The organism is Paucibacter sp. XJ19-41 (assembly GCF_028462495.1).
In the GTDB taxonomy this organism is placed as follows: domain Bacteria; phylum Pseudomonadota; class Gammaproteobacteria; order Burkholderiales; family Burkholderiaceae_C; genus Roseateles_E.
This window is the reverse complement of sequence record NZ_JAQOWX010000001.1, coordinates 32,678-55,569: the sequence shown is the minus strand read 5'-3', so window position 1 is coordinate 55,569 and position 22,892 is coordinate 32,678. Positions and strand designations below refer to the sequence as shown.

General features: G+C 68.5%; 23 protein-coding genes and 1 riboswitch. Of the genes, 11 read left to right on the top strand and 12 right to left on the bottom strand.

Translation table 11 applies throughout. The features are described from left to right. Positions 1 to 2: 2 nt before the first annotated feature. From PO768_RS00265 to PO768_RS00235, 7 genes are all read right to left on the bottom strand, one after another. The gene (locus PO768_RS00265) at positions 3 to 680 is read right to left on the bottom strand and encodes a prepilin-type N-terminal cleavage/methylation domain-containing protein (RefSeq protein ID WP_272644408.1); all 678 of its coding nucleotides are present in this window, start codon (positions 678 to 680) and stop codon (positions 3 to 5) included. After that, on the bottom strand, positions 674 to 1,225 hold the full coding sequence (locus PO768_RS00260; RefSeq protein ID WP_272644407.1) for a pilus assembly FimT family protein: 552 nt from the start codon (positions 1,223 to 1,225) through the stop codon (positions 674 to 676). Before PO768_RS00260 ends, PO768_RS00265 begins: the two co-directional genes overlap by 7 nt. Further along, positions 1,222 to 1,674: a type IV pilin protein gene (locus tag PO768_RS00255; RefSeq protein ID WP_272644406.1), complete on the bottom strand. Its 453-nt coding sequence runs from the start codon at positions 1,672 to 1,674 to the stop codon at positions 1,222 to 1,224. Before PO768_RS00255 ends, PO768_RS00260 begins: the two co-directional genes overlap by 4 nt. A 109-nt stretch (positions 1,675 to 1,783) precedes the next feature. Then, complete coding sequence (locus PO768_RS00250; RefSeq protein WP_171018298.1) at positions 1,784 to 2,335, bottom strand: GspH/FimT family pseudopilin; 552 nt, start codon at positions 2,333 to 2,335, stop codon at positions 1,784 to 1,786. Between the two features lie 108 nt (positions 2,336 to 2,443). Further along, on the bottom strand, positions 2,444 to 2,887 hold the full coding sequence (gene nrdR, locus PO768_RS00245; RefSeq protein WP_272644405.1) for a transcriptional regulator NrdR: 444 nt from the start codon (positions 2,885 to 2,887) through the stop codon (positions 2,444 to 2,446). Positions 2,888 to 2,901: 14 nt separating this feature from the next. Further along, positions 2,902 to 4,152, bottom strand: a complete 1,251-nt coding sequence (glyA, locus tag PO768_RS00240) for a serine hydroxymethyltransferase (protein ID WP_272644404.1) — start codon at positions 4,150 to 4,152, stop codon at positions 2,902 to 2,904. A gap of 63 nt (positions 4,153 to 4,215) precedes the next feature. Then, positions 4,216 to 4,338: riboswitch (ZMP/ZTP riboswitch) on the bottom strand. Positions 4,339 to 4,382: 44 nt separating this feature from the next. Then, a complete protein-coding gene (locus PO768_RS00235; RefSeq protein ID WP_272644403.1) occupies positions 4,383 to 5,231 on the bottom strand; it encodes a lytic transglycosylase domain-containing protein in 849 nt (282 codons plus the stop codon). 268 nt (positions 5,232 to 5,499) lie between these two features. On the opposite strand from PO768_RS00235, the gene PO768_RS00230 reads away from it, so the two are divergent. Continuing rightward, on the top strand, positions 5,500 to 7,053 hold the full coding sequence (locus PO768_RS00230) for a UbiD family decarboxylase (RefSeq protein ID WP_272644402.1): 1,554 nt from the start codon (positions 5,500 to 5,502) through the stop codon (positions 7,051 to 7,053). 229 nt (positions 7,054 to 7,282) lie between these two features. On the opposite strand, the gene PO768_RS00225 is transcribed toward PO768_RS00230, so the two are convergent. After that, the gene (locus tag PO768_RS00225) at positions 7,283 to 8,083 is read right to left on the bottom strand and encodes a YdcF family protein (RefSeq protein ID WP_272644401.1); all 801 of its coding nucleotides are present in this window, start codon (positions 8,081 to 8,083) and stop codon (positions 7,283 to 7,285) included. A gap of 63 nt (positions 8,084 to 8,146) precedes the next feature. On the opposite strand from PO768_RS00225, the gene PO768_RS00220 reads away from it, so the two are divergent. The 6 genes from PO768_RS00220 to PO768_RS00195 are packed head-to-tail and all read left to right on the top strand — an operon-like array spanning position 8,147 to position 15,062. Further along, a complete protein-coding gene (locus PO768_RS00220) occupies positions 8,147 to 11,782 on the top strand; it encodes a DUF748 domain-containing protein (RefSeq protein WP_272644400.1) in 3,636 nt (1,211 codons plus the stop codon). Between the two features lie 53 nt (positions 11,783 to 11,835). After that, a complete protein-coding gene (gene msrA / locus PO768_RS00215) occupies positions 11,836 to 12,369 on the top strand; it encodes a peptide-methionine (S)-S-oxide reductase MsrA (RefSeq protein ID WP_272644399.1) in 534 nt (177 codons plus the stop codon). A 10-nt stretch (positions 12,370 to 12,379) separates the two neighbouring features. Next, the gene (locus PO768_RS00210) at positions 12,380 to 13,048 is read left to right on the top strand and encodes an ABC transporter ATP-binding protein (protein ID WP_272644398.1); all 669 of its coding nucleotides are present in this window, start codon (positions 12,380 to 12,382) and stop codon (positions 13,046 to 13,048) included. After that, complete coding sequence (locus PO768_RS00205) at positions 13,045 to 14,253, top strand: ABC transporter permease (protein WP_272644397.1); 1,209 nt, start codon at positions 13,045 to 13,047, stop codon at positions 14,251 to 14,253. The genes PO768_RS00210 and PO768_RS00205 overlap by 4 nt, the downstream gene beginning before the upstream one ends. Positions 14,254 to 14,275: 22 nt before the next feature. After that, positions 14,276 to 14,551: a hypothetical protein gene (locus tag PO768_RS00200; RefSeq protein ID WP_272644396.1), complete on the top strand. Its 276-nt coding sequence runs from the start codon at positions 14,276 to 14,278 to the stop codon at positions 14,549 to 14,551. Next, a complete protein-coding gene (locus PO768_RS00195) occupies positions 14,541 to 15,062 on the top strand; it encodes a DUF3299 domain-containing protein (protein WP_272644395.1) in 522 nt (173 codons plus the stop codon). The genes PO768_RS00200 and PO768_RS00195 overlap by 11 nt, the downstream gene beginning before the upstream one ends. A gap of 27 nt (positions 15,063 to 15,089) precedes the next feature. On the opposite strand, the gene pdxH is transcribed toward PO768_RS00195, so the two are convergent. After that, complete coding sequence (gene pdxH, locus PO768_RS00190; protein ID WP_137943471.1) at positions 15,090 to 15,728, bottom strand: pyridoxamine 5'-phosphate oxidase; 639 nt, start codon at positions 15,726 to 15,728, stop codon at positions 15,090 to 15,092. Positions 15,729 to 15,873: 145 nt separating this feature from the next. Here pdxH and PO768_RS00185 point away from each other — a divergent pair, with 145 nt between their 5' ends. Further along, the gene (locus PO768_RS00185) at positions 15,874 to 16,494 is read left to right on the top strand and encodes a nucleotidyltransferase family protein (RefSeq protein ID WP_272644394.1); all 621 of its coding nucleotides are present in this window, start codon (positions 15,874 to 15,876) and stop codon (positions 16,492 to 16,494) included. Here the strand turns inward: PO768_RS00185 and PO768_RS00180 are convergent. After that, positions 16,471 to 17,121, bottom strand: coding sequence for a gamma-glutamylcyclotransferase (locus tag PO768_RS00180; RefSeq protein ID WP_272644393.1), 651 nt, complete (start codon positions 17,119 to 17,121; stop codon positions 16,471 to 16,473). The two genes, PO768_RS00185 and PO768_RS00180, sit on opposite strands and share 24 nt — an antisense overlap. A gap of 52 nt (positions 17,122 to 17,173) precedes the next feature. Between PO768_RS00180 and PO768_RS00175 the strand changes: the two genes are divergently transcribed. After that, complete coding sequence (locus PO768_RS00175; RefSeq protein ID WP_137943469.1) at positions 17,174 to 18,094, top strand: acyltransferase; 921 nt, start codon at positions 17,174 to 17,176, stop codon at positions 18,092 to 18,094. Between the two features lie 6 nt (positions 18,095 to 18,100). Here the strand turns inward: PO768_RS00175 and PO768_RS00170 are convergent, their stop codons facing one another. After that, positions 18,101 to 19,663 (bottom strand): methyl-accepting chemotaxis protein, encoded by a 1,563-nt coding sequence (locus PO768_RS00170; protein WP_272644392.1) that lies wholly within the window; start codon positions 19,661 to 19,663, stop codon positions 18,101 to 18,103. 211 nt (positions 19,664 to 19,874) lie between these two features. On the opposite strand from PO768_RS00170, the gene edd reads away from it, so the two are divergent. Both edd and eda read left to right on the top strand, forming a co-directional pair. Further along, entirely contained in the window at positions 19,875 to 21,695 is a 1,821-nt protein-coding gene (gene edd, locus PO768_RS00165) for a phosphogluconate dehydratase (protein ID WP_269841462.1), read from the top strand. A gap of 11 nt (positions 21,696 to 21,706) precedes the next feature. After that, complete coding sequence (gene eda, locus PO768_RS00160; protein WP_442953156.1) at positions 21,707 to 22,333, top strand: bifunctional 4-hydroxy-2-oxoglutarate aldolase/2-dehydro-3-deoxy-phosphogluconate aldolase; 627 nt, start codon at positions 21,707 to 21,709, stop codon at positions 22,331 to 22,333. On the opposite strand, the gene PO768_RS00155 is transcribed toward eda, so the two are convergent. Next, positions 22,322 to 22,864: a PaaI family thioesterase gene (locus PO768_RS00155; protein ID WP_262972852.1), complete on the bottom strand. Its 543-nt coding sequence runs from the start codon at positions 22,862 to 22,864 to the stop codon at positions 22,322 to 22,324. The two genes, eda and PO768_RS00155, sit on opposite strands and share 12 nt — an antisense overlap. Between the last annotated feature and the right edge of the window lie 28 nt (positions 22,865 to 22,892).

Here is a 22,892-nt window from a genome sequence, read left to right as displayed (position 1 = left end):
GATCAGCAGCCTCCCTCGATCGCGTCATTGCGCAGCCGGGTGCTGACCGTGACGCTGCGCACCACCCGCGCGTCATGCGCGGCCTTGCCGCTCAGGGTCAGCCGCAGTTCCCGGACCTCCATGCTGGGCGGGCAGTCGGTGGCACCCGCCGGGCAGGGGCGCTGGCAGAACTCGTCCAGCTTGACGCGCTGCACCAGCAGCTGCGGTTCGAAGCTGGTGATCTCCAGGGTCTTGGGATCCGTCAGCGGCTGCCAGTTGCCGCCATGGCGGAATTGCAACTCCTTGGACCGAACGCGGTAACCGAATTCCTCGTTGTTTGCGACCTCACCGTCTTCGTCGGCCTCGCCCTTGGCCCGGCTGTAGCTGTAGAGCAGTTGCCCGTCCTTGTCCAGGCTCGCCATCGCATAGAGATTGGCCTTGGCCGCCGCGCCGGGCGCCGAGACGCCGTCTTCGGCACGCCGGTTGAAGCCGGCGCGGCGCATATCGCGCAGCACCAGATCGGCCGCTGCCCGCAAGTCCTGCTGCACCTGGGTTTCCAGCATCAGGCGGCGATGGTCCTCCAACTGGCCCACCATCATCAACGAGGCGCCGGCAACAACAATCATGCCGACCGTCAGGCCGACCATCATTTCGATCAGGCTCAGACCGTGCTGGAGCCGGCTTGACGATGGGTTCAGCATGGCTGCACTCCACCGAACTTGCCATCGGGTGAGCAGATCAGCACCCGGCCCAGCACGCTGATGCGGACTTCCAGGATGTAGCCCCGGTTGCCGACGACGCGGATGGCCGAGGGGGCCGGTTCGACAATCCGCAGCGGTGCGGTGAAGTCGAGGTTCTTGAATTCGCCGACGAAGGCATCGCCGAGGACCAGAGAAACCCCGGTCAAGGACGGTATCTGGGTGGTGCGGAGCTCGATATTGCCATCGCAGGCGACGCCCGCGCCCTTGGTGCAGTCGCAGCCACGGGCGGCCAGGAAGACCTGGATGGTGTAGCAGGACATGGTGTTGCTGCTGCGGAAGGTCATGCCTGTGCGCTTGTTGCGCAGGCCTCCCTCGGAGCGGGCGTAGGCCAGGTCGGTGCTGAGTTCGTTGGCGATCAACTGGACCCGGCGCTTGTTCATCAGATCGGTCAGCGAGGGCGTGGCCACGGCCAGCACGATGCCCAGCACGGCGACCACCACCAGCAGTTCGATCAGGGACAGGCCCTTGATGCGCGAGGCATTCATCTGGACCAGCATCCACCGGTGGCGGGCAGGTACTGCATCTGGCCGCCGCTCATCGTGATGGACATCTTGGCACAGGCGCTGTCCTTGGCCTGCGGGCTGTTCTCCAGCGCGTTCGCCTCGATGGTGTAGCCGGTGGCGCCGTCGTTCGCCAGCACGATCTTGATCTCGTAATGCTTGTCGATCGACTGATCGCTGCTGAACTGCAGATCGCTGAGCTTTTCGGTGTAGGTCGCCCGGTTGGCGCGCCAGCGCTCCTGTGCCTGCTGCACCGCCGACAAGGTGGCCACGGCGTCGGCACGTCGGCCTTTTTGCATCATTTGCTGGAAGGAGGGCAGGGCGACCGCTGCCAGGATGCCGACGATCACCACCGCCAGCATCAGCTCGACCAGCGTGAAGCCATGCGCGCCCGTCGGACCGGCGGCAGCGTGAGGCGCGGAGGGCGTTCGCATGGCCATGGGAAATTATGTGAACGCGGTGCGCAGCGACTCTCGATCAGGGTCGGCCGCTCGTCGGCCATATCCGACCGTTGATCTACGCGCCCTTGGGTTAGGGGGCTGTTCAGCCGGCGCAGCGCGGCAGGCGCCCCGCGCTGCCGTCGGGTGAGCAAGAGCGCACACGCCCGGTGATCGCGACGATATGGCGAATCGAGGGGCCGCCAGGCGCGGCAATGTCGATGCTGCCGGTGCTGGTCACCGCGCCTTGCCTGGCCTGGAAGCTGAGTTTCTCGACATTGGCGCGTATCGTCGTGGCCTGCTTGGCGGGCAGCCATTCGACCTTGGCCAGGGCAGCCGCATCGGTGCAGCGGGTCTGGCCCGCGTTGTCGCAGTGGCAGCCGTCGCTCGGGCCGCTGTAGACGATGTAGCAACTGCCGCCATCACCCGCGTTGAAGCGCATATGCACGGCCTTGCCCTGAATCACGGCGACGCTGCGCGCCTGCTGCAGATCGGTCATCAGGGTCTGGGCGGTGCCCCGGACATGCTGGCCGAGTCTGAGTCTTTGCATCGACGGGATCGCCTGGCTCAGCAGCACCGCCAGGATCAGGCAGACGACGCAGACCTCGATCAGGCTGAGGCCGCGGAGGTGATGCGAGGGGTGAGGGGCTTGCGGCATGGTCGGCTCCGGACTGGATTCATCGGGCATGAATCCAATCTAGAGGGCCGCACCGGCGCTTTCTGTCCTGCCAAGGGGGGAGCCTGGCACCCCCCTTGGAGGGGCGGCTCAGATATCGCGGATCAGTTGCCGGAACTCGTCCACATCCTCGAAGCTGCGGTAGACCGAGGCAAAGCGCACATAGGCGACCTTGTCGATGCGCTTGAGTTCGCGCATCACCAATTCGCCCATCTTGGTCGACGGCAGTTCGCGGGCGCCGCTGGTCAGCAGCTTTTCCTCGATGCGGGCCAGCGCGGCATCGACTTGCTCGATGCTGACCGGTCGTTTGCGCAGCGCCCGCTGCATCGAGGCGCGCAGCTTGGCCGGGTCGAAGTCGGCCCGGGTGCCGTCTTTCTTGACCACCACGGGCATCGCGATCTCGGCCCGCTCGTAGGTGGTGAAGCGCTTGTCGCAGCCCAGGCAGCGCCGCCGGCGCCGCACCACATCGCCTTCATCCGATTCCCGGGTTTCGACCACCTGGGTTTCGGCATGGGAGCAAAAGGGGCAGCGCATCGGCGGGCGGCGGCTTAGCGGTAGACCGGGAAGTCGCGCGTCAGCGCCGCGACCTTCTCGCGCACGGCGGCCAGATTGGCCTCGTCATGCGGCTTGTCCAGCACATCGGCGATCAGATGGGCAGTGATGCGCACCTGTTCTTCCTTGAAGCCGCGCGTGGTCATCGCCGGCGTGCCCAGGCGGATGCCGCTGGTGACCATCGGTTTCTGCGGGTCGTTTGGGATGCCGTTCTTGTTGCAGGTCATGTGGGCGGCGCCCAGGATGGCCTCGGCCTCCTTGCCGGTCAGGCCCTTGGGGCGCAGATCCACCAGCATCACATGGCTTTCGGTGCCGCCCGAGACGATGCGCAGGCCGCGCTCGATCAGCGTGTCGGCCAGCACCTTGGCGTTCTTGACCACCTGTGCCTGATAGCTCTTGAACTCGGGCGTCAGCGCTTCCTTGAAAGCCACGGCCTTACCGGCAATCACATGCATCAGCGGGCCGCCCTGGATGCCGGGGAAGATCGCCGAGTTGATCTTCTTGGCGATCGCCTCATCGTTCATCAGGATGATGCCGCCGCGCGGGCCACGCAGGCTCTTGTGGGTGGTCGAGGTCACCACATCGGCATGCGGCACCGGGTTCGGGTAGACGCCGGCGGCGATCAGGCCCGCATAGTGGGCCATGTCCACCATGAAATAGGCACCGATTTCCTTGGCGATCTTGCCGAAGCGCTCGAAGTCGATGCGCAGGCTGTAGGCCGAGGCGCCGGCGATGATCAGCTTGGGCTTCTTCTCGCGGGCCAGCGCTTCCATCGCCTCGTAGTCGATTTCTTCCTTGGCGTTCAGGCCATAGGAGATCACGTTGAACCACTTGCCGCTCATGTTCAGCGGCATGCCGTGGGTCAGGTGGCCGCCCTCGGACAGGCTCATGCCCATGATGGTGTCACCGGGCTGCAGCAGCGCGAAGAACACGCCCTGGTTGGCCTGCGAACCCGAGTTGGGCTGGACGTTGGCAAAGTTGGCGCCGAACAGCTGCTTCAGGCGGTCGATGGCCAGTTGCTCGACCACGTCCACATACTCGCAGCCACCGTAGTAGCGCTTGCCGGGATAGCCCTCGGCGTACTTGTTGGTCAGCTGGCTGCCCTGTGCCTGCATCACGGCCGGTGAGGTGTAGTTCTCGGAAGCGATCAGCTCGATGTGATCGTCCTGGCGCTGGTTCTCTTGCTGGACGGCGGCCCACAGATCGGGGTCCACTTGGGCGAGGGTCGAGGTGTTGCGATCAAACATGATGGATGGTGGCGGTCTAGGGTTGGAGTCACGGCGCACGCCGACGCTTGAGCGACGGCGCGGTGTGGCTGCCCAGGCGAACGGCTGATGGCGGCCGGGTTGCTCACCCTTGACCGTTCGCGCTCCCCGGTGGTCCACCACCTCGGGTCACGGCTGTGACCTTGATCGCCAGTCGCGCGAAGCCTGCAGTGTAGCGGAGGCTGCAGGCCCGGCGTCGAGCAAAAGCTGTTTCAGTTCAGCAGGGCGATCTGGTCGGCCGCAGCGGGCGCCGGCGCAGGCGTGCCGTTGACCTCGCGGATCGGCTTGGGCGCGGGCACATAGGGACGGCCGGCGATCACCGACTTCATCTGCTCATGCTCGGCCAGCACCTTGTGGGCATAGCCGGAATCGTCGGGCAGATTGGCGGCGCCGACGTAGTAGCGCAGCCCTTCCTCGATGCCGCCGGCGCGCTGGATGCACTCCTTGAGCACCTGCACGCCGACGCGCAGATTGGTGATCGGGTCGAAGGCGGCCAGATTGCCGCCAAAGGCCTCGTACTTGTCGTCATGCACGCGGGTCAGCACCTGCATCAGGCCCTGGGCCCCGACCGAGCTCTGGGCAAAAGGGTTGAAGCCGGACTCGATGGCCATGATGGCCAGGATCAGGGTCGGCTCGACGCGGGCGCGTTGCCCCACGGTCCAGGCCTCCTGCACCAGGCGGCTGATCGGCTCGGGAGCGACGCGGTAGCGACGCGACAGCCACATGGCGACTGCCGCCTGCTGGCGCGACAGGTCCTTGGGATCGGCGGCCGTGGCGCGGCTCAGCGCATCGGGCTCGCTGAAGCCGGTCAGGGTGTCACCGGAGGCCTCGGCACGGGCTTCCTGGCGGGCATTGAGCCAGCCAAAGGCCTCGGTCTCGAGCTTATGGCGCAAATCCGCCTGGCTGCTGAACATCAGCAAAACAGCCACCACGGCCAGGCCGACCAGGGCCAGGGTGTTGTGGCTGACCACCAGCAGGCCGTGGCCAATGTCCTTGATGAACAAGGATGTGGCCGCAGTGGCGCTGCGGGCGAGGGATAACAAATCACGACGCGCTGTCATGCGACTCCTTTTCTTCTCCGCCACATCTGGCCGACCGGTCCGCTAGGGGCAGGTCAGCCTCGCATGGCAGTGATAATGGGCCGGCATCCCATGAAGCCCTGCCGCTCGAGGTGGCAGAACTCCGGGGCCGGGTCCATCGGCAGCGGGGTGTCTTCTCCGTCCCAAGGCGAAGACACGGGTTAACCCTGAAGTCATCAGGGTAGGCGGATTCTAAGGATCAAAAATAACCCGTCAAGCTTATGGGCCTCTTGCTAAATTACTATTGGTTATGAAGTACCGAGATCTGCGCGACTTTCTGCACGGTTTAGAGGGGATGGGCGAGCTGCGCCGCATCAGCGAGCCGGTATCCCCCCTACTTGAGGTGACGGCCCTCAGTGACAAAGTTTTACGTGCCGAGGGGCCGGCGCTGCTGTTCGAAAAGCCGGCCGGCTACCAGACCCCGGCGCTGACCAATCTGTTCGGCACGACCCGCCGGGTGGCGCTGGGCATGGGCGCGCAAAGCCTGCAGGAGCTGCGCGACGTCGGCCATGTCCTGGCCAGTCTGAAGGAACCGGAGCCGCCCAAGGGGCTGAAGGACGCCGGTCGCATGCTGCAGATGCTGAAGTCCCTGTGGGACATGAAGCCCAGCACCGTGCGCCGCGCGCCGTGCCAGGAGCAGGAGTTTTTAGGTGGGGACGTCAATCTGAAGTCGCTGCCTATCCAGACCTGCTGGCCCGGTGATATCGGGCCGCTGATCACCTGGGGGCTGGTCGTGACCCGCGGGCCGCAAAGCATCGCCAATCCGCGCCTGCGCCAGAACCTGGGCATCTACCGCCAGCAGTTGATCGGCCGACGCCAGCTGATCATGCGCTGGCTGGCCCATCGCGGCGGTGCGCTGGATTTCCGCGACTTTGCGCTGGCCAACCCGGGCCAGCCCTTCCCGATCGCGGTGGCCCTGGGGGCCGACCCGGCCACCATCCTGGGCGCGGTGACGCCGGTGCCCGACTCGCTGTCCGAGTACCAGTTTGCCGGCCTGCTGCGCGGCTCACGAACCGAGGTGGTGGACAGCGGTGTCGGCGAGGCGGGGCGCATGCTGCAGGTGCCGGCCAGCGCCGAGATCGTGCTGGAAGGCCATATCCCGGTGGCCGCCGCCGGCTACACCGGCTTCAGCGAGGACGGCATCCCGCTGAAGGAGAAGGGCGGCTATCTGCATGCGCTGGAGGGCCCGTTCGGCGACCACACCGGCTATTACAACGAGCAGGACTGGTTCCCGGTCTTCGAGGTCCAGCGCCTGACCCAGCGGCCCGAGCCGATCTACCACTCGACCTATACCGGCAAGCCGCCGGACGAACCGGCCATCCTCGGCGTGGCGCTCAACGAGGTCTTTGTGCCCATCCTGCAAAAGCAGTTCAGCGAGATCGTCGACTTTTATCTGCCGCCCGAGGGCTGCAGCTATCGCATGGCTGTGATCTCGATCAAGAAGGCCTATCCGGGCCATGCCAAGCGCCTGATGTTCGGCCTGTGGAGCTTTCTGCGCCAGTTCATGTACACGAAGTTCATCGTCGTGGTCGACGACGATGTCGATATCCGCGACTGGAAGGAAGTGATCTGGGCCATCACCACCCGCATGGACCCGGTGCGCGACACCACGCTGGTCGAGCAGACGCCGATCGACTATCTGGACTTCGCCTCGCCGGTCAGCGGCCTGGGCGGCAAGATGGGGCTGGACGCCACCAACAAGTGGCCCGGCGAGACCAATCGCGAATGGGGCCGCAGCATCACGATGACACCCGAGGTGGATCGCCGCATGAGCGAGCTCTATCAACGTTTGTTTACAGCCTAGGGTTCGTCCCAGGCTTGAAGCCCGACCGTTGCTCGCCTACTGTTGTGAGGCCTGTCTAACAGGTACACCCTCTGGCGCAGTCTCTGCGCGCCAGGAGCCCTGCGGCAGATAGCTGCAGAGCCCCAAAGAGGGCGTCAGCCATCCACCCCTCCCGGCCTCGTGCTTGGGAGGGGTCCGTCTTTTTGGGGTCGCATAGTTTGTAGGCCGCAAGATCTTGGGCGTCGTGCGCTCATTTGCCGGCCAGCAGGCCCAGCCATTCGTAGACCACATAGCGCAGCCGCCTGAAGCCTTCGCTGGACGGCACCCATTCGCTGGGCAGGTAGGCGGTGTCGGCGCGCACATCCACCGGCGCGAGCAGCAGCTCGATGCGCCCGGCCGCCGCCTCGCGGAAAGCCCGCTCGGCACGCGGCATGTGGTGGCCATGGGTGACCAGCACCACGCGGGTGATGCCGGCCTGCAGCAGCAGCGGCAAGCTGAAAGCGGCGTTCTCGCGGGTATCGCGCGCGCGCCCTTCGGCCCAGCGCAGCGCGATCCCGAACTCGTCCTTGGCGACGGCTTGCACCACCGGCGCCTCGCCGACATCGCCAGGCCGCCCGCCCCAGCCCACGCCGCCGCTGAAGGCCAGCGGCAGGCCGCTGCGCCGCGCCAGCCAGGCACCGTAGCGCAGGCGTTCCAGGGTCAGCGGCTTCAGGGTCGGCCCGTCGTACTCGGGTGCGATCTGCAGCACGCCGGCACCCAGCACCAGAATGGCGCTGTGCTGCGGCTCGCCGTGACGCAGGCCATCGACTTGGGCCGCCGTCAGCGCTGCCGGCACACCCAGCAGCCATTGCTGCAGCTGATCGGCCGCGACCTCGGTGAACGAGAACCACAGCCCCAGCAGACCCAGCACGAACACGCTGCGGCCCAGACGCCGGTGCCGGCGCAGCAGCGCCGCACCCAGCACCAGCACCAGCATCAGCGGCACCGGTGGCATCAGCAGGACCTGGACGAGGGGCTTGAGATCCTGCAGGGCTTGGAGCAAGGCATTCATGGTCGCGCATGATGCCGCAAACCGGCTGAAGTCCTGCCGCGCCTGCCCTGATAATCGGCGCGCATGTCATCCCTCATTGCTCGCCCGTGGCTGCGGCGTCTGGCCGGCTCGGTCCTCGTCGTCATTCTCCTGTTAGGCCTGGCCTGGTGGGCCGTGCCCTGGTGGGTCGAGGGCGCGGGCATGCGTCTGGCCAGCCAGGCGCTCGGCCGCGAAGTCAACGTGGAGAAGGCGCGATTCCAGCCCTGGCGCCTGGGCCTGGTGCTGGATGGGGTCAAGGTGGCCGGTGCTTCGCCCGGCGATGGGGCCTTGCTGGAGATCGCGAGCACCGAGGCGACGCTGTCGCTACGCTCGCTCTGGCATCGCAGCCCGGTGCTCGACTCGCTGCACATCGAGCGCCCGCTGCTGCGCCTGAGCCGCGTAGCCGAGGGTCGCTATGACATCGACGATCTGTTGAAACGTTGGAGCCAGCCTGCGGAGAAGGCGGAGTCGGAGAGGGGGGCGAACCTGGCGCTCTACAACCTCAGCCTCGCCGGGGGCCAGGTCTTGCTGGACGACAAGCCGATGGGGCGGCGCCACGAGCTGAGCGATCTGCGCATCGATCTGCCCTTTGTGTCCCTGCTCGATGCCCATGTCGAGGTCCGTGTCGAGCCGCGGCTGTCGGGCCGGCTCAATGGTGTGGCCTTCGGTTCCAAGGCCCAGGCCCTGCCGTTCGCGCAGACGCGGCAGGCGCGGCTGGACTTCAGCTTGAAGGACTTCGATCTGGGGCCTTATCTGGCGTACTGGCCCCAGCAGATGCCGCTGCGACCCGAGCGCGGCCGGCTCAGTGCCGAGCTGCAGCTGCTGTTTTCGCAGACTGCGGGCAAGGCGCCCGAACTCAAGCTCGGTGGCCGCATCGATGCCGATGAGGTGGGTCTGGCTCTGGGCGAACATAAGTCCTGGCTGGTCTGGGATAGGCTGCAGCTGGGGCTGGGTGATGTGCAGCCGCTGAAAAAGCAGCTGCTGCTCGACACGCTGGTCTGGACTGGGCCGAAGCTGGCCTTGCAGCGTGATGCCGCCGGCCGCCTGCTGCTGCCGCAGTTCGACGCAGCGCCGCCGGCCGAGCATGGGCCTGAAACAAGGCCCGACGCGCCGTCCGCATGGCGTTTCGCGCTGCGGCAGTTCGAGCTGCGCCAGGCCGGCCTGGCTTGGCGCGATGAATCCTTGCGACCGGCGGCCGAGCTGGGCCTCAGCGAGCTGGGGTTGAAACTCAGCGCGCTGAGCTGGCCGCTGCGGGACAAAACCGGCCTGAGCTTCGAGGCCAAGCTGGACAAGCTCAAGGGCGGCAAGCCCGCCATCCTGTCCGGCAGCGGCGAGCTGACGGCCGAGGCGCTGAGCCTGACGGGGCAATGGCAAAACCTGGCCCTTGAATGGTTGTCGCCCTATCTGCAGGCCGAACTGCCGCTGGCAATGCAGGGGCGCTTGGCGGGCCAACTGCGGCTCGATCTTGCCCAGCCCCTGGTGGCAGACGCCGGGCAGCGCGCCAAGCTGACGCTTAAGGGCCTGCAGCTCGACGACCTGAAAGCCCATCAACTGCTGGCCAGTGGTCGCCGGGAGGAGTTGCTCAGCGTGGCGGGGCTGAGCCTGGATGAGCTGCTGGCGGAGCCGGCGGCGCGCCGCCTGGCGCTCGGCCAACTGAGCCTTCGTGAACCGCGCCTGGCCCTGCAGCGTTCGGCCGATGGTGTCCTGAGCGTGCTGGCCTTGATGCCGGCCAAGGCCGCAGAGCCGGGTGCACCCTGGTCGACCCAGCTGGCGGCGCTGGCGATCGACGGCGGAGCGCTGCGTTTCAGCGACGCCGCCGTGCAGCCGCTGGCCGGCGTGCCCGGCCAGCCCCATCTGCTGGTGCTCGAGCAGTTGCGGCTGCGGGCGCAAAAGCTGGGCCAGGCGCGTTCGCCGCTGCAGCTGTCGGCGCAGCTGGGGCGGCCTGCTGGCGGCCAGCGCCGCAGCGGGGGCGCGGCGGCGGCCATGCTGGGCAAGCTGCAGTGGGAGGGTGAGCTGGCGCTGTCGCCGCAGCTCTCGGCGCGCGGCAGCCTGCGCGCCGAGCGATTGCCGCTGCAGCTGCTTGATCCCTATCTGGACCCGGCGCTGGGCCTGCATCTGCGCCGTGCCGAGGCGGGCTTTCGCGGCACGCTGGCGCTGGCGCAAGGCCCTCAGGGTCTGGCGGCGCAGGCGCAGGGCGATCTGCTGCTGGCCGATCTGCGGCTGCTGCATACCCGGGCCGAGGCCGACGGCGTGCGCCGCATCGACGAAGAGCTGCTGAGCTGGCAGGCCTTGAATCTGGCCGGCCTTAAGCTGGACCTGCGGCCCGCCACCCCGCTGAAGCTTGATATCGGCGAGGCCAGCCTCAGCGACTTCTACGCCCGGCTGATCATTGATGAGCAGGGGCGTTTCAATCTGGGCGAACGTGCGCCCAAGCCTGCGGCTGACGCCGCCGCCCCGTCCGCTGCCGGGCCGGGTCTGCAACTGCAGATCGGCCAGACCCGGCTGGCCGGCGGCAGCGTGGATTTCAGCGACCGCTTCGTCAAGCCCAATTACAGCGCCAAGCTCAGCGAGCTGCGCGGCAGCCTCGGTACTTTCGCCAGCGGCCAGACGCAGATGGCGCCGCTGAACCTGAGCGGCAAGGTGGCCGGCACCGGGCTGCTGGAGATCAAGGGCGAGCTGAACCCGGCCGGTGCACCGCTGCTGATGGACATCCAGGCCAGCGCCACCGATATCGAGCTGGCGCCGCTGTCGCCTTCTGCCGGCACCTACGCCGGCTATGCGATCGATCGCGGCAAGCTCTCGACCCGCGAGCACTACCGCATCGCGCCGGGCGGCGCCTTGCAGGCCGACAACCAGCTGGGGTTGAACCAGCTGACCTTTGGCGAGCGCATCGACAGTCCCGATGCCACCAAGCTGCCGGTGCTGCTGGCCGTGGCCTTGCTGAAGGACGGCAATGGCGTGATCGATCTGAACCTGCCGGTCAGCGGCTCGCTGGATGACCCCGAGTTCAGCATCGGCGGCCTGATCTTCCGGCTCATCGTCAATCTGCTGGGCAAGGCGCTGACCTCGCCGTTCTCGCTGCTGGCCGGTGGTGGCTCGACCGACCTGAGCCAGGCCGAGTTCCTCCCCGGCAGCACCGGCCTGGCCGACAGCGCGCCGGCCAATCTGGACAAGCTGGCCAAGGCGCTGGCCGACCGGCCCAGCCTCAATCTGACGCTGACCGGTTGGGCCGACCCGGCGGCCGAGCGTGCGGCGGTGCAGGCGGCCAAGGTCGAACAATCGCTGCTGGCCGAGCGCCGCCGCGAGCTGCGCCGCCAGCAGAACGCCAGCGGCCAGGCGGCCGCCGAGGCCGGCGCTCTGCAGCTCAGCGAAGCCGAGCGCCAGCGCCTGCTGCGCGTGGTCTACAAGGCCAGCAGCCTGCCGAACCGGCCGCGCAATCTGGTCGGCATGCTCAAGGAGGTGCCGATGGCCGAGATGCAGGCCATGCTGGCGGCCAGCCACGAGGTCAGCGAGGAGGCGCTGCGCCAGCTGGCGCTGGAGCGCGCCGTCGTCGTGCGCGACGCGCTGATCGCCAAGGGCGTGCCGAACGCCCGGCTGTTCCTGGCCTCGCCCAAGCTGCACGCGGCCGAGGCGGGCAAGACCTGGACCCCGCATGTGGAGCTGGCGCTGGCGACGCAGTGAGCGACTCTGGGCTATGCTGGCGGCCCCAGCCCAGCCCCACTCTCGATGACAGCATGAGCCACACAGACACCATCACCCTTGGCGGAGGCTGCTTCTGGTGCCTGGAGGCGGTGTATGAGCGTGTGCGCGGCGTGACTGCGGTGGAGTCGGGTTATTGCAATGGTCATGTCGACCGCCCCAGCTACGAGCAGGTCTGCTCGGGCCGGACCGGTCATGCCGAGGTGGTGCGGGTCAGCTTCGATGCGCAGCTGATCTCGCTGCGCGAGATTCTCGAGATCTTCTTCACCATCCACGACCCGACCACCTTGAATGCGCAGGGGGCCGATGTCGGCACCCAGTACCGCTCGGGCATCTACTACCGCAGCCCCGAGCAGCTGGCTGTGGCGCGCGAGGTGCTGGACGAGATCCAGGCCTTCCACCAGGGCCGGATCGTCACCGAGCTGCTGCCCGAGCGCAACTACAGCAGCGCCGAGGCCTATCACCAGCACTACTACGCCCGCAACCCCGAGCAGGGTTATTGCGCTTTCGTCGTCGCCGGCAAGGTGGACAAGTTTCTGGCGAGCTTTGCGCGCCATGTGCGTGAGTGACTGAGCGACCATGATAGTGCTGCAGGGCCTGCGCTACCGCTATGCGCAGGGACCGGAGATTGCCTTTGCCGACCTCAGTCTGCCGCCCGGCCAGGGTCTGCTGCTGCGCGGCGCCTCGGGCAGCGGCAAGTCCACCCTGCTGGCCCTGATGGCCGGCCTGCTCAGCGCCAGCGCCGGCCGGCTGGAGATGGCCGGCGCCGAGTTGGGACGATTGAGCCCGCGCCAGCGCGACGCCTGGCGCGGCGCCTGCCTTGGTTTTGTGCCGCAGCGCCTGCACCTGAGCGCGGCGCTGACGGTGCGCGACAACCTGGCCTTGCCTTATCTGAGTGCCGGCCTGCCCGTGGATCACGCTCGCATCGACGAGCTGCTGCAGCGCCTGGAACTGCAGGCCCTGGCGCCGCGCCGGCCACATCAGCTCAGCCTGGGCCAGGCCCAGCGGGTGGCACTGGCGCGCGCGCTGCTGCGCCGCCCCAAGCTGCTGCTGGCCGATGAACCGACCGCCAATCTCGATGACGAGAGTGCCGGCGCTGCTTTGAACCTGCTGAGCCAGGCCGCACGGGAGCAGGGCGCGACCCTGGTGCTGGCTACCCACGACAGCCGGGTGGCGCAAGCGCTGGGCGGCGAGCTGCACGACATGCGGCTGCCCAAACTGATGGCGATGAACGAGGCCGCGCGATGAACAGTCTGGCAAGCCTGGCCTGGCGCTATCTGTGGGCGCGGCCGCTGGTGTCGGCGCTGAATCTGCTGCTCTTGAGCCTGGGCTTGGCGGCGATCAGCTTTGTGCTGCTGGTCAGCGAGCAGATCGAGGGCGGGGTGCGGCGCGATCTGGCCGGCATCGATCTGGTGGTCGGTGCCAAGGGCAGCCCGATGCAGATCATGCTGGCCGGCGTGTTCCATCTCGATGTGCCGACCGGCAATATCCCGCTGGCCACGCTCGACGCGCTGCGTGCCCAGCCGCTGGTGGCGCGCGCGGTGCCGATCTCGCTGGGCGACAGCCTGCGCGGCTTTCGCATCGTCGGCACCACGCCCGACTATCTCGAGCTCTACCAGGCTCGACTGGCTGCGGGGCGGCTCTGGCAGCGGCCGCTGCAGGCGGTGCTGGGCGCCGAGGCGGCGCGCCGCACCGGGCTGAAGCTGGGCGACCGCTTTGCCGGCAGCCATGGCCTGGGCGAGCAGGGCCATGAGCACGGCGAGCATCGCTACACCGTCGTCGGCCTGCTGGCCGAGACCGGTGGCGTGCTCGATCGGCTGGTGCTGACCGATCTGGCCTCGGTCTGGCAGGTGCACGAGGATATGCACGCGGTTGATGCCGAGGACCGCGTGGCGCTGGAGGCCGAGCGCGAGATCACGATGGCCCTGGTCAGCTACCGCAGCCCGCTGGCCGCGATCGCGCTGCCGCGCTGGGTCAATGCCCAGGACGGCCTGCAGGCTGCCGCGCCGGCGCTGGAGACCGCCCGGCTGCTGCGTATGGTGGGCGCCGGCACCGAGGTGCTGCGCGGCTTTGGCGCGGTGCTACTGCTGGCGGCGGCGCTGTCGGTCTTCGTCGCCCTGCTGCATGCGGTGCGCGAGCGCCAGGGCGATCTGGCAATGCTGCGCATGCTGGGCGCGCCGGCCTGGCGGGTCGCGGCCCTGGTCAGCCTGGAGGGGCTGTGGCTGGCGCTGCTGGCCAGCCTGCTGGGCCTGGCCCTGGGCCATGGCTTGACGGCTTTGCTAGGCTGGGTGCTCGCGGCGCAGCAGTCGCTGCGCATCACTGGCAGTTGGTGGTCGGTCTGGGAGGCCCTGGTGCCGGTGCTGGCCTTGCTGCTGGCCCTGGCCAGCGCGGCCTGGCCGGCCTGGCGGGCCTACAAGCTGGATGTCACCGAGCTGCTGCAAGCTCCTCATTGAACCGAGCAATAAAAGGAATGCGATGAACAACAAGCACCTCGTGCTGGCGGCCTTCTGGCTGGCGGCCGGACTTTGCGGCGCTGCCCAGGCACAATCGAAGCCGGCGCCGGCCAAGCCCGCGCTCAGCGAGCACGCGAAGAAGGACATCGAACGCCACCGCGCGATGTCCAAGGCCCATGAGGACGCGGCGCGCTGCCTGGAATCGGGCGAGACCGAGGAACGCTGCCAGAAGACGCTGCTGGCCGCCTGCCGCGGTCTGGCCATCGGCAAGTACTGTGGGTTGAAACATGAACATTGAACGACTGTTGCGCCATGTCCCGTTGTTGCTGGCGGCCTGCCTGAGCCTGGGTGCGCAGGCTCAGCAACAGCCATCGAGCAATGCCGCCACTGCGCTGGGCCAGGGCCCCGGCTATCACGACCCGCGCAGCCCGATCAAGCCCTTGCAGGAACGCGAGGGCGTGGTGTCCTGGCCGCTGCTGTCCTCGGTGACGGTCAAGGCCGACAAGAAACGGCTGGTGCCCAGCTTCCCGGCCGGCGTGCAGGCGCTGGACAAGCAAAAGGTCAAGGTGCAGGGTTTCATGATGCCGCTGGAGCCGGGCGACAAGCAGCGCCATTTCCTGCTGTCCTCGGTGCCGACCAGCTGCTCCTTCTGCGTGCCGGCCGGCCCAGAAGGCCTGATCGAGGTGCGCAGCAAGACCCCGGTGCGCTACACGCTGGAGCCGGTCACGGTCGAAGGCCAGATGGCCGTGCTCAGCAACGATCCCTACGGCTTGTTCTATCGGGTGCTGGACGCGCAGCCGGCCGAGTAGGCCGGATAGGCCGGTTAGGAGCCGCGTTCAGGGCGCCAGCCGCTCGCGCAGCCACTGGCCGGTGTCGCCGAGCCGGTAGCTGATGCGGTCATGCAGGCGCGACTTGCGGCCCTGCCAGAACTCCCAGCGCTCCGGCAGCAGGCGATAGCCGCCCCAGTGCGGCGGGCGTTCCGGGTTCAGGCCATGCTGGACGGCGGCCTTGGCCGCATTGGCCACCAGCACCGCCCGCGAGCTGATCACCTGGCTTTGCGGCGAGGCCCAGGCGCCCAGGCGCGAGTCGAGCGGGCGCGAACGGTAGTAGGCATCGGACTGGGCCGCGTCGACCCGCTCGACCCGGCCTTCGATGCGCACCACCCGCTCCAGCTCCACCCAGTGGAACTGCAGCGCCGCGAAGGGATGGGCGGCCAGTTCGCGGCCCTTGCGGCTGTCGTAATTGGTGTACCAGACGATGCCGCGCTCGTCGCAGTCCTTGATCAGCACGATGCGGGTCGACGGCCGGCCATCGGCGCCGACCGTGGCCAGTGTCATCGCGTTCGGCTCGGGCAGCTCGGCCGCCAGCGCCTGCTCCAGCCACAGCTTGAACTGGGCCAGCGGCCGGTCCGCCACCTGGGTCTCGTCGAGCTCGCCGAGCTCATAGCTTTTGCGTAGATCAGAGAGTTTGCTCATGGGAGCAGTATGCCCCGAGCGCGTAGAAAGCCTTAGGTAAACGCCCCACTGGCAGGGCTACAGGGCGGTGGGCATGCTGTCATCAGTAGTCACGGGCGAACCGGCACAGACCGGCCTCGGGGGATTTTGTGAAGGATCAGGGCGAATGATGAAACGACGGCCGGTAGTCGTCGTGCTGGCGGCAGGACGGGGCATGCGCTTTCGTGGCCAAGGGCACAAGCTCGAGCAGGCGCTCGGGCCGGAGACCTTGTTGTCTCAAACCCTGAAGAATGCGGTTCAGACCGGCTTGCGGGTGGTGGTGGTGACCAGCGAAAACCTGGCCGGCGCGGTGCGCGACACGGTGGCCGTGCGCGACATCATCGTGATGCCCGAGCTCGACGAGAAGGGCCGCCCCAGCCCGGTCGGCATGGGGCATTCGATCGCGGCCGGCGTGGCCGCGACCGGCGACGCCGAGGGCTGGCTGATCGTGCCGGCCGATATGCCGATGCTGCGCGCCAGCAGCATCCTCAGGGTGGCCGAGGGGCTGGAGCAGTACCCGATCAGCTTTGCCCAGTACAAGGGCCGGCGCGGTCATCCGGTGGGCTTCAACGCCGAGCTGTTCTCCGAGCTGGTCGGGCTGCAGGGCGACGAGGGCGCACGCCGGCTGATCGCGCGCTACCCCTCGCAAGGCCTGGAGGTCGACGATCCCGGCGTGCTGCTGGACATCGACACGACCGAGGACCTGGCGCGGCTGCGCGCGTCCTCAGCCTCCGCCTTGCCCGACTGACTCGCGCAGCGGCTCGCACAGCCCATGGCTGGCGGCCAGATGGTATTGGCGCTCCAGTTCGCGGTCGCGGATGCCGTGGCCGCGCAAGCTCATTACGGTGCGTTGCAGATAGTCCAGCGTGCTGCCGTAGCGGCCCTGGGCATGGCGGAACACCTGCAGGAGCTGGCCCTCGTCGAGCGGGCCGGTCAGATGACTGCTGCGGCGCGACAGCGTGAAGGCCAGCGCGCGCTGCTCGCCGAGCGCGCCATGGCAGCGCAGCCAGCGCGGCTCATACACCCCGGTCACCATCTCGCGCGCCCACAGCTGGCGCAGCGCGGCTTCGGCCTGCGCGGCGGCCACCCGGTACAGCAGGCCCTGGCAGCTGCCGCCCGACAGCAGGGCCAGCACCAGGCCGGGTTGCTCGGGCGTGCCGCGATACAGCCGCGACTGCATGCGCAGCGCACGGTGGTAGCCGCGCACCCGCGCCAGCTGCTGCTCGGCCACCTCGATCTCGGGCCGCCAGATCAGCGAGCCGTAGGCAAACAGCCAGAGGTCCTGGGGCCGCCCCCCGGCGCGCAGCCGGGCCAGGTGCTGGGCCAGCAGCTGAGGACGTTGCAGGGTTTCATCATCCGGACATGAATCAGACATCGCGAGATGATGCCAAAGAAGATCATCCCGGGCTTGCGCTACATTGCGGGCCATGCTGAAGCTGATACCCGCTCCCTTGCTTGGCGCCTTGACCGGCCTGCTGCTCGCCCTGAACACCGTCACCGGCGTGGCGCTGATGATGCCGCCGGCCCTGCTCAAGCTCTTGCTGCCGCTGCCGGCCCTGCGCCGGCTGTGCAATGAGTTGCTCAACGGCATCGCGGCCGGCTGGGTGGCGGTCAACAACGGCTGGATCGCCCTGGTCAACCCGCAGCGCTGGGATGTGCAGGGGCTGGACGGCCTGAACCGGCGCGGCTGGTACCTGGTGTCGCCGAACCACCAGACCTGGGTCGATATCCTGGTGCTGCAGCGCATCTTCCACGGCCGCATCCCCTTTCTGAAGTTCTTCCTGAAGCGCGAGCTGATGTGGGTGCCGGTGATCGGCCTGGCCTGGTGGGCGCTGGACTTCCCCTTCATGAAGCGCGGCCGCAACGCCGCCTCGCAGGCGGCCGACCTGGCCACCACGCGCAAGGCCTGCGAGAAGTTCAAGACCATGCCGACGACGGTGATCAACTTCGTCGAGGGCACGCGCTTCACCGCGGCCAAGCATGCCGAGCAGAACGGCCCCTACCGCCATCTGCTCAAGCCCCGCGTCGGCGCGCTGGCGATGGCGCTGGCGACCATGGGCGAGCAGTTCGAGGCCATGCTGGACGTCACCCTGATCTACCCCGAAGGCGCGCCCAGCTTCTGGCAGCTGCTCAGCGGGCGCTGCGGCCCAGTGATCGTGCGGGTGCAGCAGCGGCCGATACCGGCCGAGCTGGTGGGCGGCAATCCGATGGAGGACAAGCGCCAGCTGGTGCGCATCTCCAACTGGATCAAGGGCCAGTGGAGCGACAAGGATGCGCTGATCGACAGCGTGCTGCCGGCCAAGGCCGGCGCAGCGGCCGCAACGCCCGCAGCGGCGCCAGCCGACTGAGCGCGCTCAGACGCTGAAGACCTGCACCGCCTGCGCGAGCCGGCCCGCCTGGTCCTTCAGCTGCTCGCTGGACGCCGCCATCTCCTCGACCAGGGCCGCGTTCTGCTGCGCCACCCGGTCGAGCTCCTGCACCTGCAGCTGCAGCTCGCTGATGTCCTGGCCGTCCTGACCCGAGCTCTGGTCCAGGCGCAGCATCAGGCCGCTCAGCTGCTGGATCTCGGCCACCATCTGCTGCAGGGTCTGGCCGGTCTCACGCACCTGGCGCGAGCCGGCCTCGGTGCGCTCGGTGGTGTCGCTGATCAGGGTCTTGATCTCGCGCGCGGCCTCGCCGGCGCGCTGGGCCAGCGCCCGCACCTCGGACGCCACCACCGCAAAGCCGCGCCCCGACTCGCCGGCACGCGCCGCCTCGACCGCGGCGTTCAGCGCCAGGATATTGGTCTGGAAGGCGATGCCGTCGATCACGCCGGTGATGTCGCCGATGCGCTGCGCGGCCGCATCGATGCCCTGCATCGAGGCGATCGCCTCGCCCATCTGGCTGCCGGCGCGCTGCGCCACGGCCCGCGTGCCGTCGGCCAGCGCGCGGGCCTCGCCGGCACTGGCGATGCGCAGGCGCAGGCGTTGCATCACCTCGTCGAGCCGGGCGCTGGCGCGCTGGGTGGTGGCGGCGGTCTCCTCGGTGCGGCTGGACAGGTCGAAGTTACCCTGGGCGATCTGGCCCGAGGCGGCATGCAGCTCGTCGACATTGGCGCGCACCTCGCGCACCATGCCGGCCAGGCCGCGCTGCATTGCCAGCATATGGGCCATCACGCTGCTGCGGTCGTCCTGCGCCACCCGCAGCCGCTGGTTCAGCGTGCCGTGGGCAATGCCCTGGGCCACCTGACGCACATCGCTGGGCTCGCCGCCCAGCGAGCGCATGATGCGGCCGCTGATCAGGCCGGCGATGACCGCGCCCATCAGGCAGGCCAGGCCCAGGCCCAGCCAAGCCGCCCAGCGCGCCTGGGCATAGCGCTCGCGCCCCTGCTCGTACTCGCGCCTGGCCACGTCCAACTGCACGGCCACCAGCGCGTTGAGCTGATCGCTGAGCGGGTCGATCAGCTGGTAGAGCTGCTGGCCGGCCAGGCGGGCGAGGGCGCTGTCGTCGCCGGCCGCCAGCGCGGCCAGCAGCGCGCTGCGCAGGCGCTCGGCCTCGGCCAGCAGCGGCGTGATGCGGGCCACCAGGGCCTTCTCCTCGGGCACCAGATAGGTCTGGCTGTAAGCGCTCCATTGCCGGCGTATCAGCTCGCCGGCCGCCTCGATCTGGCGCGCCGCCGCGGCTGCATCGAGCTGGCCCAGCCGCACCTTGTGCGTGCTGTCGACCACGGTGACGGCGTAGGCATCGGCCACCGCCTTGATCTGCTGCAGCGGCACGACCCGGTCGTCATAGACCGTGCGCAGCGACTCGTTGGAGCGGGCCAGCATCGTCATGCCCGCCAGCGCGAGCCCCGACATCAGCAGGCACAGCACGGCGGTCAGCAGGGTCAGGCGGGCGCGCACGCTGGGGATGCGCGCAAACAAGGCGTCGAGCAACATGGTCTTCACTCCCTGAGTGGGCGCCCGAAGCCCGGGCCTGCATCTGAGGCAGGCTTGGTTCCGGCGGGCGCCAGCCGACTATATCGACCGCCGGAGTCGGCGGCTAGCGCCCGCTGGCCGCGTCTTGTTCCCTTGATGTAACCTGCAGTCGGCCGGGATCTTGTAATATGGTTACCAATATTCAACCTGCCGAGTTACATCGGCCGACGGCATGAACAACACCCTCAAAGCAGTCACGGCACGCATCCGCGAACGCAGTGCCGCCACGCGCGGCCGCTATCTCGATGGCCTGGACAAACTGGCGGGCCGCAAGCGGGGCATCGAGCGCATGGGTTGCGCCAATGTCGCCCATGCGGTGGCCGCGATGCCGGCCAATGACAAGCTGCGCATCGTCGCCGAGAAAGCGCCGCACCTGGGCGTGGTGACCGCCTACAACGATATGTTGTCGGCCCACCAGCCCTACGAGGTCTATCCGGCGCTGATACGCGAAGCCGCCCATGCGCTGGGCGCCACGGTGCAGGTGGCCGGCGGCGTGCCGGCCATGTGCGACGGGGTCACGCAGGGCCTGCCCGGCATGGAGCTGAGCCTGTTCTCGCGCGACAGCATCGCGATGTCGACCGCGATAGCGCTGTCCCACGACGTCTTCGATGCCGCCCTGCTGCTGGGCATCTGCGACAAGATCGTGCCCGGCCTCTTGATCGGGGCCCTGCACTTCGGCCATCTGCCCTGTGTCTTCGTGCCGGCCGGGCCGATGAGCTCGGGCCTGTCGAACAATGACAAGGCCAAAGTGCGCGAGCAGTTCGCCCAGGGCAAGGTCGGCCGCGACGAGCTCCTGAAGGCCGAGTCGGCCGCCTATCACGGCGCCGGCACCTGCACCTTCTACGGCACGGCCAATAGCAACCAGATGCTGCTGGAGGCCATGGGCCTGCATGTGCCCGGCGCGGCCTTTGTCCATCCGCACGACGAACTGCGCGAGGCCCTGACCCGCGAGGCGGTGCGCAGCGCGCTGAGCATCACCGCCAAGCAGCGCTACACGCCGATCGGCAAGCTGGTCGACGAGCGCTGCATCGTCAACGCGATGGCGGCCCTGCTGGCCACCGGCGGCTCGACCAACCACCTGATCCACTGGGTGGCCGTGGCCCGCTCGGCCGGCATCCTGATCGACTGGAGCGACTTCTCCGAGCTCTCTGGCGTGGTGCCGCTGTTGTCACGCGTCTACCCGAACGGTGCGGCCGATGTGAACCAGTTTCAGGCGGCCGGCGGCCCCGGCTTTGTGATCCGCGAGCTGCTCGATGCCGGGCTGATGCACGAGGACGTGCTGAGCGTGGCCGGCGAGTCGCTGCGCCCCTATGCCAAGGTGCCGACGCTGGCCGCCGAGGGGGCCCAGGTGGTCTGGCATGCGCTGCCGCCGGACAGCGGCGACGAGTCGGTGGTGCGCCGCGCCGCCGCCCCCTTCAGCGCCACCGGCGGCCTGAAGCTGCTGCAGGGCAATCTGGGCCGCTCGGTGATCAAGGTGTCGGCGGTGCCCGAGGACCGCCACATCGTCGAGGCGCCGGCGCGCATCTTCAATGACCAGGACTCGATGCTGGCCGCCTTCAAGGCCGGTGAGCTGGAGCGCGATGTGGTCGTGGTCGTGCGCTTCCAGGGCCCGCAGGCCAATGGCATGCCCGAGCTGCACAAGCTGACCCCGCCGCTGGCCGTGCTGCAGGGCAAGGGCTTCAAGGTGGCCCTGGTCACCGACGGCCGCATGAGCGGCGCCTCCGGCAAGATTCCGGCGGCCATCCATGTCTCGCCCGAGGCCCTGGCCGGCGGGCCGCTGGGCAAGCTGCGCGACGGCGATCTGGTCCGGCTGGACGCCGTCAGCGGCGAGCTGCTGGCCCTGGTGCCCGAGGCGGAATGGGCGGCCCGCGAGCAGGCCGCGATCACGCCCGAGCAGCGCGACGACAACGGCCACGGCCTGGGCCGCGAGTTGTTTGCCGGCATGCGCCGCAATGTCTTGAGCGCCGAAGAGGGCGCTGTCACCTGGTTGTGAAGAATCCAATGATGAACACCGATACCCTCAGCCTGGCCAGCCACGGCCCCGTCATTCCCGTCATCGTGATCCAGCGTCTGCAGGACGCGGTGCCGCTGGCCGAGGCCCTGGTGGCCGGCGGCGTCAAGGTGCTGGAGGTGACGCTGCGCACCCCGGTGGCCTTGCAGGCGATGGAGGCGATGGCCCGCGCCGTGCCCCAGGCCATCGTCGGCGCCGGCACGCTGCGCACCGTGGCCGATGTCAAGGCCGCCCGCGACGCCGGCTGCCAGTTCGGCGTCAGCCCCGGCTACACCGACGCGATCGGCGCGGCCTGCCGCGAGCAGGGCCTGCCGCTGCTGCCGGGGGTATCGACGGCCAGCGAGGTGATGCAGGCCAATGCGGCCGGCTACGGCTTTCTGAAGCTGTTCCCGGCCGTGGCCGTGGGCGGTGTCAATCTGCTGAAGGCGCTGGCCGGGCCGTTCCCTGATGTGGCGTTCTGCCCCACCGGCGGCATCTCGCTGGCGACCGCGCCGCAGTTCCTGAGCCTGCCCAACGTCAAGGTCTGCGGCGGCTCCTGGCTGACCCCGCAGGACGCGGTCGACGCCGGCGACTGGGCCCGCATCACCCGGCTCGCCGCCGAGACCCACTCACTGCGGTAGATCGAAGACCAGGCAGGTTGTGCTCGCATGGGCATAGAGCTTGCCGTCGTGGCCGACCAGGCGCGCCTCCGAGGTCGCGACCTGGCGGCCGCTGTGGGTCACGGTGCCGATCGCGCGCACCAGCGGCACTTTCTCGCTCAGCGCGCGCACCAGGTTCACCTTGAACTCCAGCGTGGTGTAGCCGCGCCCGGGCTCCATCTTGGTGTGGACCGCACAGCCCAGCGCCGAGTCGAGCAGGGTGGCGAACCAGCCGCCGTGCACCGAGCCCAGCGGGTTGTAGTGGCGCAGCAGCGGCCGGCCCTGGAACACCGCCTCGCCGTCGGCCACCGAGATCAGCGTGAAGTCCAGGGTCTTGGCGATATGGGGCGGCGGCAGCTCGCCGTCCAGCATGGCCTGCATCACCTGCAGGCCGGTGCGGCCCTTGATCTGATCGGGCCGCGCCAGCCCCGGCTCGGCCAGGCGCGTACGCACGGCCGCCTCCTCATCGATCCATTGCTGCAAGAGCGCCTCGGGGCTGTTCTGATGATGCATTGCCGACTCCGTTGATGATGTCGGCGAT

Excerpts from the sequence above, each read along its gene's own strand:
- PO768_RS00205 (WP_272644397.1), top strand. The coding sequence starts at position 13,045 with ATGAACAGTCTGGCAAGCCTGGCCTGGCGCTATCTGTGGGCGCGGCCG.
- PO768_RS00265 (WP_272644408.1), bottom strand. The coding sequence starts at position 680 with ATGCTGAACCCATCGTCAAGCCGGCTCCAGCACGGTCTGAGCCTGATC.
- PO768_RS00155 (WP_262972852.1), bottom strand. The coding sequence starts at position 22,864 with ATGCATCATCAGAACAGCCCCGAGGCGCTCTTGCAGCAATGGATCGAT.
- edd (WP_269841462.1), top strand. The coding sequence starts at position 19,875 with ATGAACAACACCCTCAAAGCAGTCACGGCACGCATCCGCGAACGCAGT.
- PO768_RS00200 (WP_272644396.1), top strand. The coding sequence starts at position 14,276 with ATGAACAACAAGCACCTCGTGCTGGCGGCCTTCTGGCTGGCGGCCGGA.
- msrA (WP_272644399.1), top strand. The coding sequence starts at position 11,836 with ATGAGCCACACAGACACCATCACCCTTGGCGGAGGCTGCTTCTGGTGC.
- PO768_RS00180 (WP_272644393.1), bottom strand. The coding sequence starts at position 17,121 with ATGTCTGATTCATGTCCGGATGATGAAACCCTGCAACGTCCTCAGCTG.
- glyA (WP_272644404.1), bottom strand. The coding sequence starts at position 4,152 with ATGTTTGATCGCAACACCTCGACCCTCGCCCAAGTGGACCCCGATCTG.
- PO768_RS00235 (WP_272644403.1), bottom strand. The coding sequence starts at position 5,231 with ATGACAGCGCGTCGTGATTTGTTATCCCTCGCCCGCAGCGCCACTGCG.
- PO768_RS00195 (WP_272644395.1), top strand. The coding sequence starts at position 14,541 with ATGAACATTGAACGACTGTTGCGCCATGTCCCGTTGTTGCTGGCGGCC.
- PO768_RS00255 (WP_272644406.1), bottom strand. The coding sequence starts at position 1,674 with ATGCGAACGCCCTCCGCGCCTCACGCTGCCGCCGGTCCGACGGGCGCG.
- PO768_RS00210 (WP_272644398.1), top strand. The coding sequence starts at position 12,380 with ATGATAGTGCTGCAGGGCCTGCGCTACCGCTATGCGCAGGGACCGGAG.
- PO768_RS00220 (WP_272644400.1), top strand. The coding sequence starts at position 8,147 with ATGTCATCCCTCATTGCTCGCCCGTGGCTGCGGCGTCTGGCCGGCTCG.
- PO768_RS00185 (WP_272644394.1), top strand. The coding sequence starts at position 15,874 with ATGATGAAACGACGGCCGGTAGTCGTCGTGCTGGCGGCAGGACGGGGC.
- eda (WP_442953156.1), top strand. The coding sequence starts at position 21,707 with ATGAACACCGATACCCTCAGCCTGGCCAGCCACGGCCCCGTCATTCCC.
- PO768_RS00230 (WP_272644402.1), top strand. The coding sequence starts at position 5,500 with ATGAAGTACCGAGATCTGCGCGACTTTCTGCACGGTTTAGAGGGGATG.
- pdxH (WP_137943471.1), bottom strand. The coding sequence starts at position 15,728 with ATGAGCAAACTCTCTGATCTACGCAAAAGCTATGAGCTCGGCGAGCTC.
- PO768_RS00175 (WP_137943469.1), top strand. The coding sequence starts at position 17,174 with ATGCTGAAGCTGATACCCGCTCCCTTGCTTGGCGCCTTGACCGGCCTG.
- PO768_RS00170 (WP_272644392.1), bottom strand. The coding sequence starts at position 19,663 with ATGTTGCTCGACGCCTTGTTTGCGCGCATCCCCAGCGTGCGCGCCCGC.
- PO768_RS00250 (WP_171018298.1), bottom strand. The coding sequence starts at position 2,335 with ATGCCGCAAGCCCCTCACCCCTCGCATCACCTCCGCGGCCTCAGCCTG.
- PO768_RS00225 (WP_272644401.1), bottom strand. The coding sequence starts at position 8,083 with ATGAATGCCTTGCTCCAAGCCCTGCAGGATCTCAAGCCCCTCGTCCAG.
- PO768_RS00260 (WP_272644407.1), bottom strand. The coding sequence starts at position 1,225 with ATGAATGCCTCGCGCATCAAGGGCCTGTCCCTGATCGAACTGCTGGTG.
- nrdR (WP_272644405.1), bottom strand. The coding sequence starts at position 2,887 with ATGCGCTGCCCCTTTTGCTCCCATGCCGAAACCCAGGTGGTCGAAACC.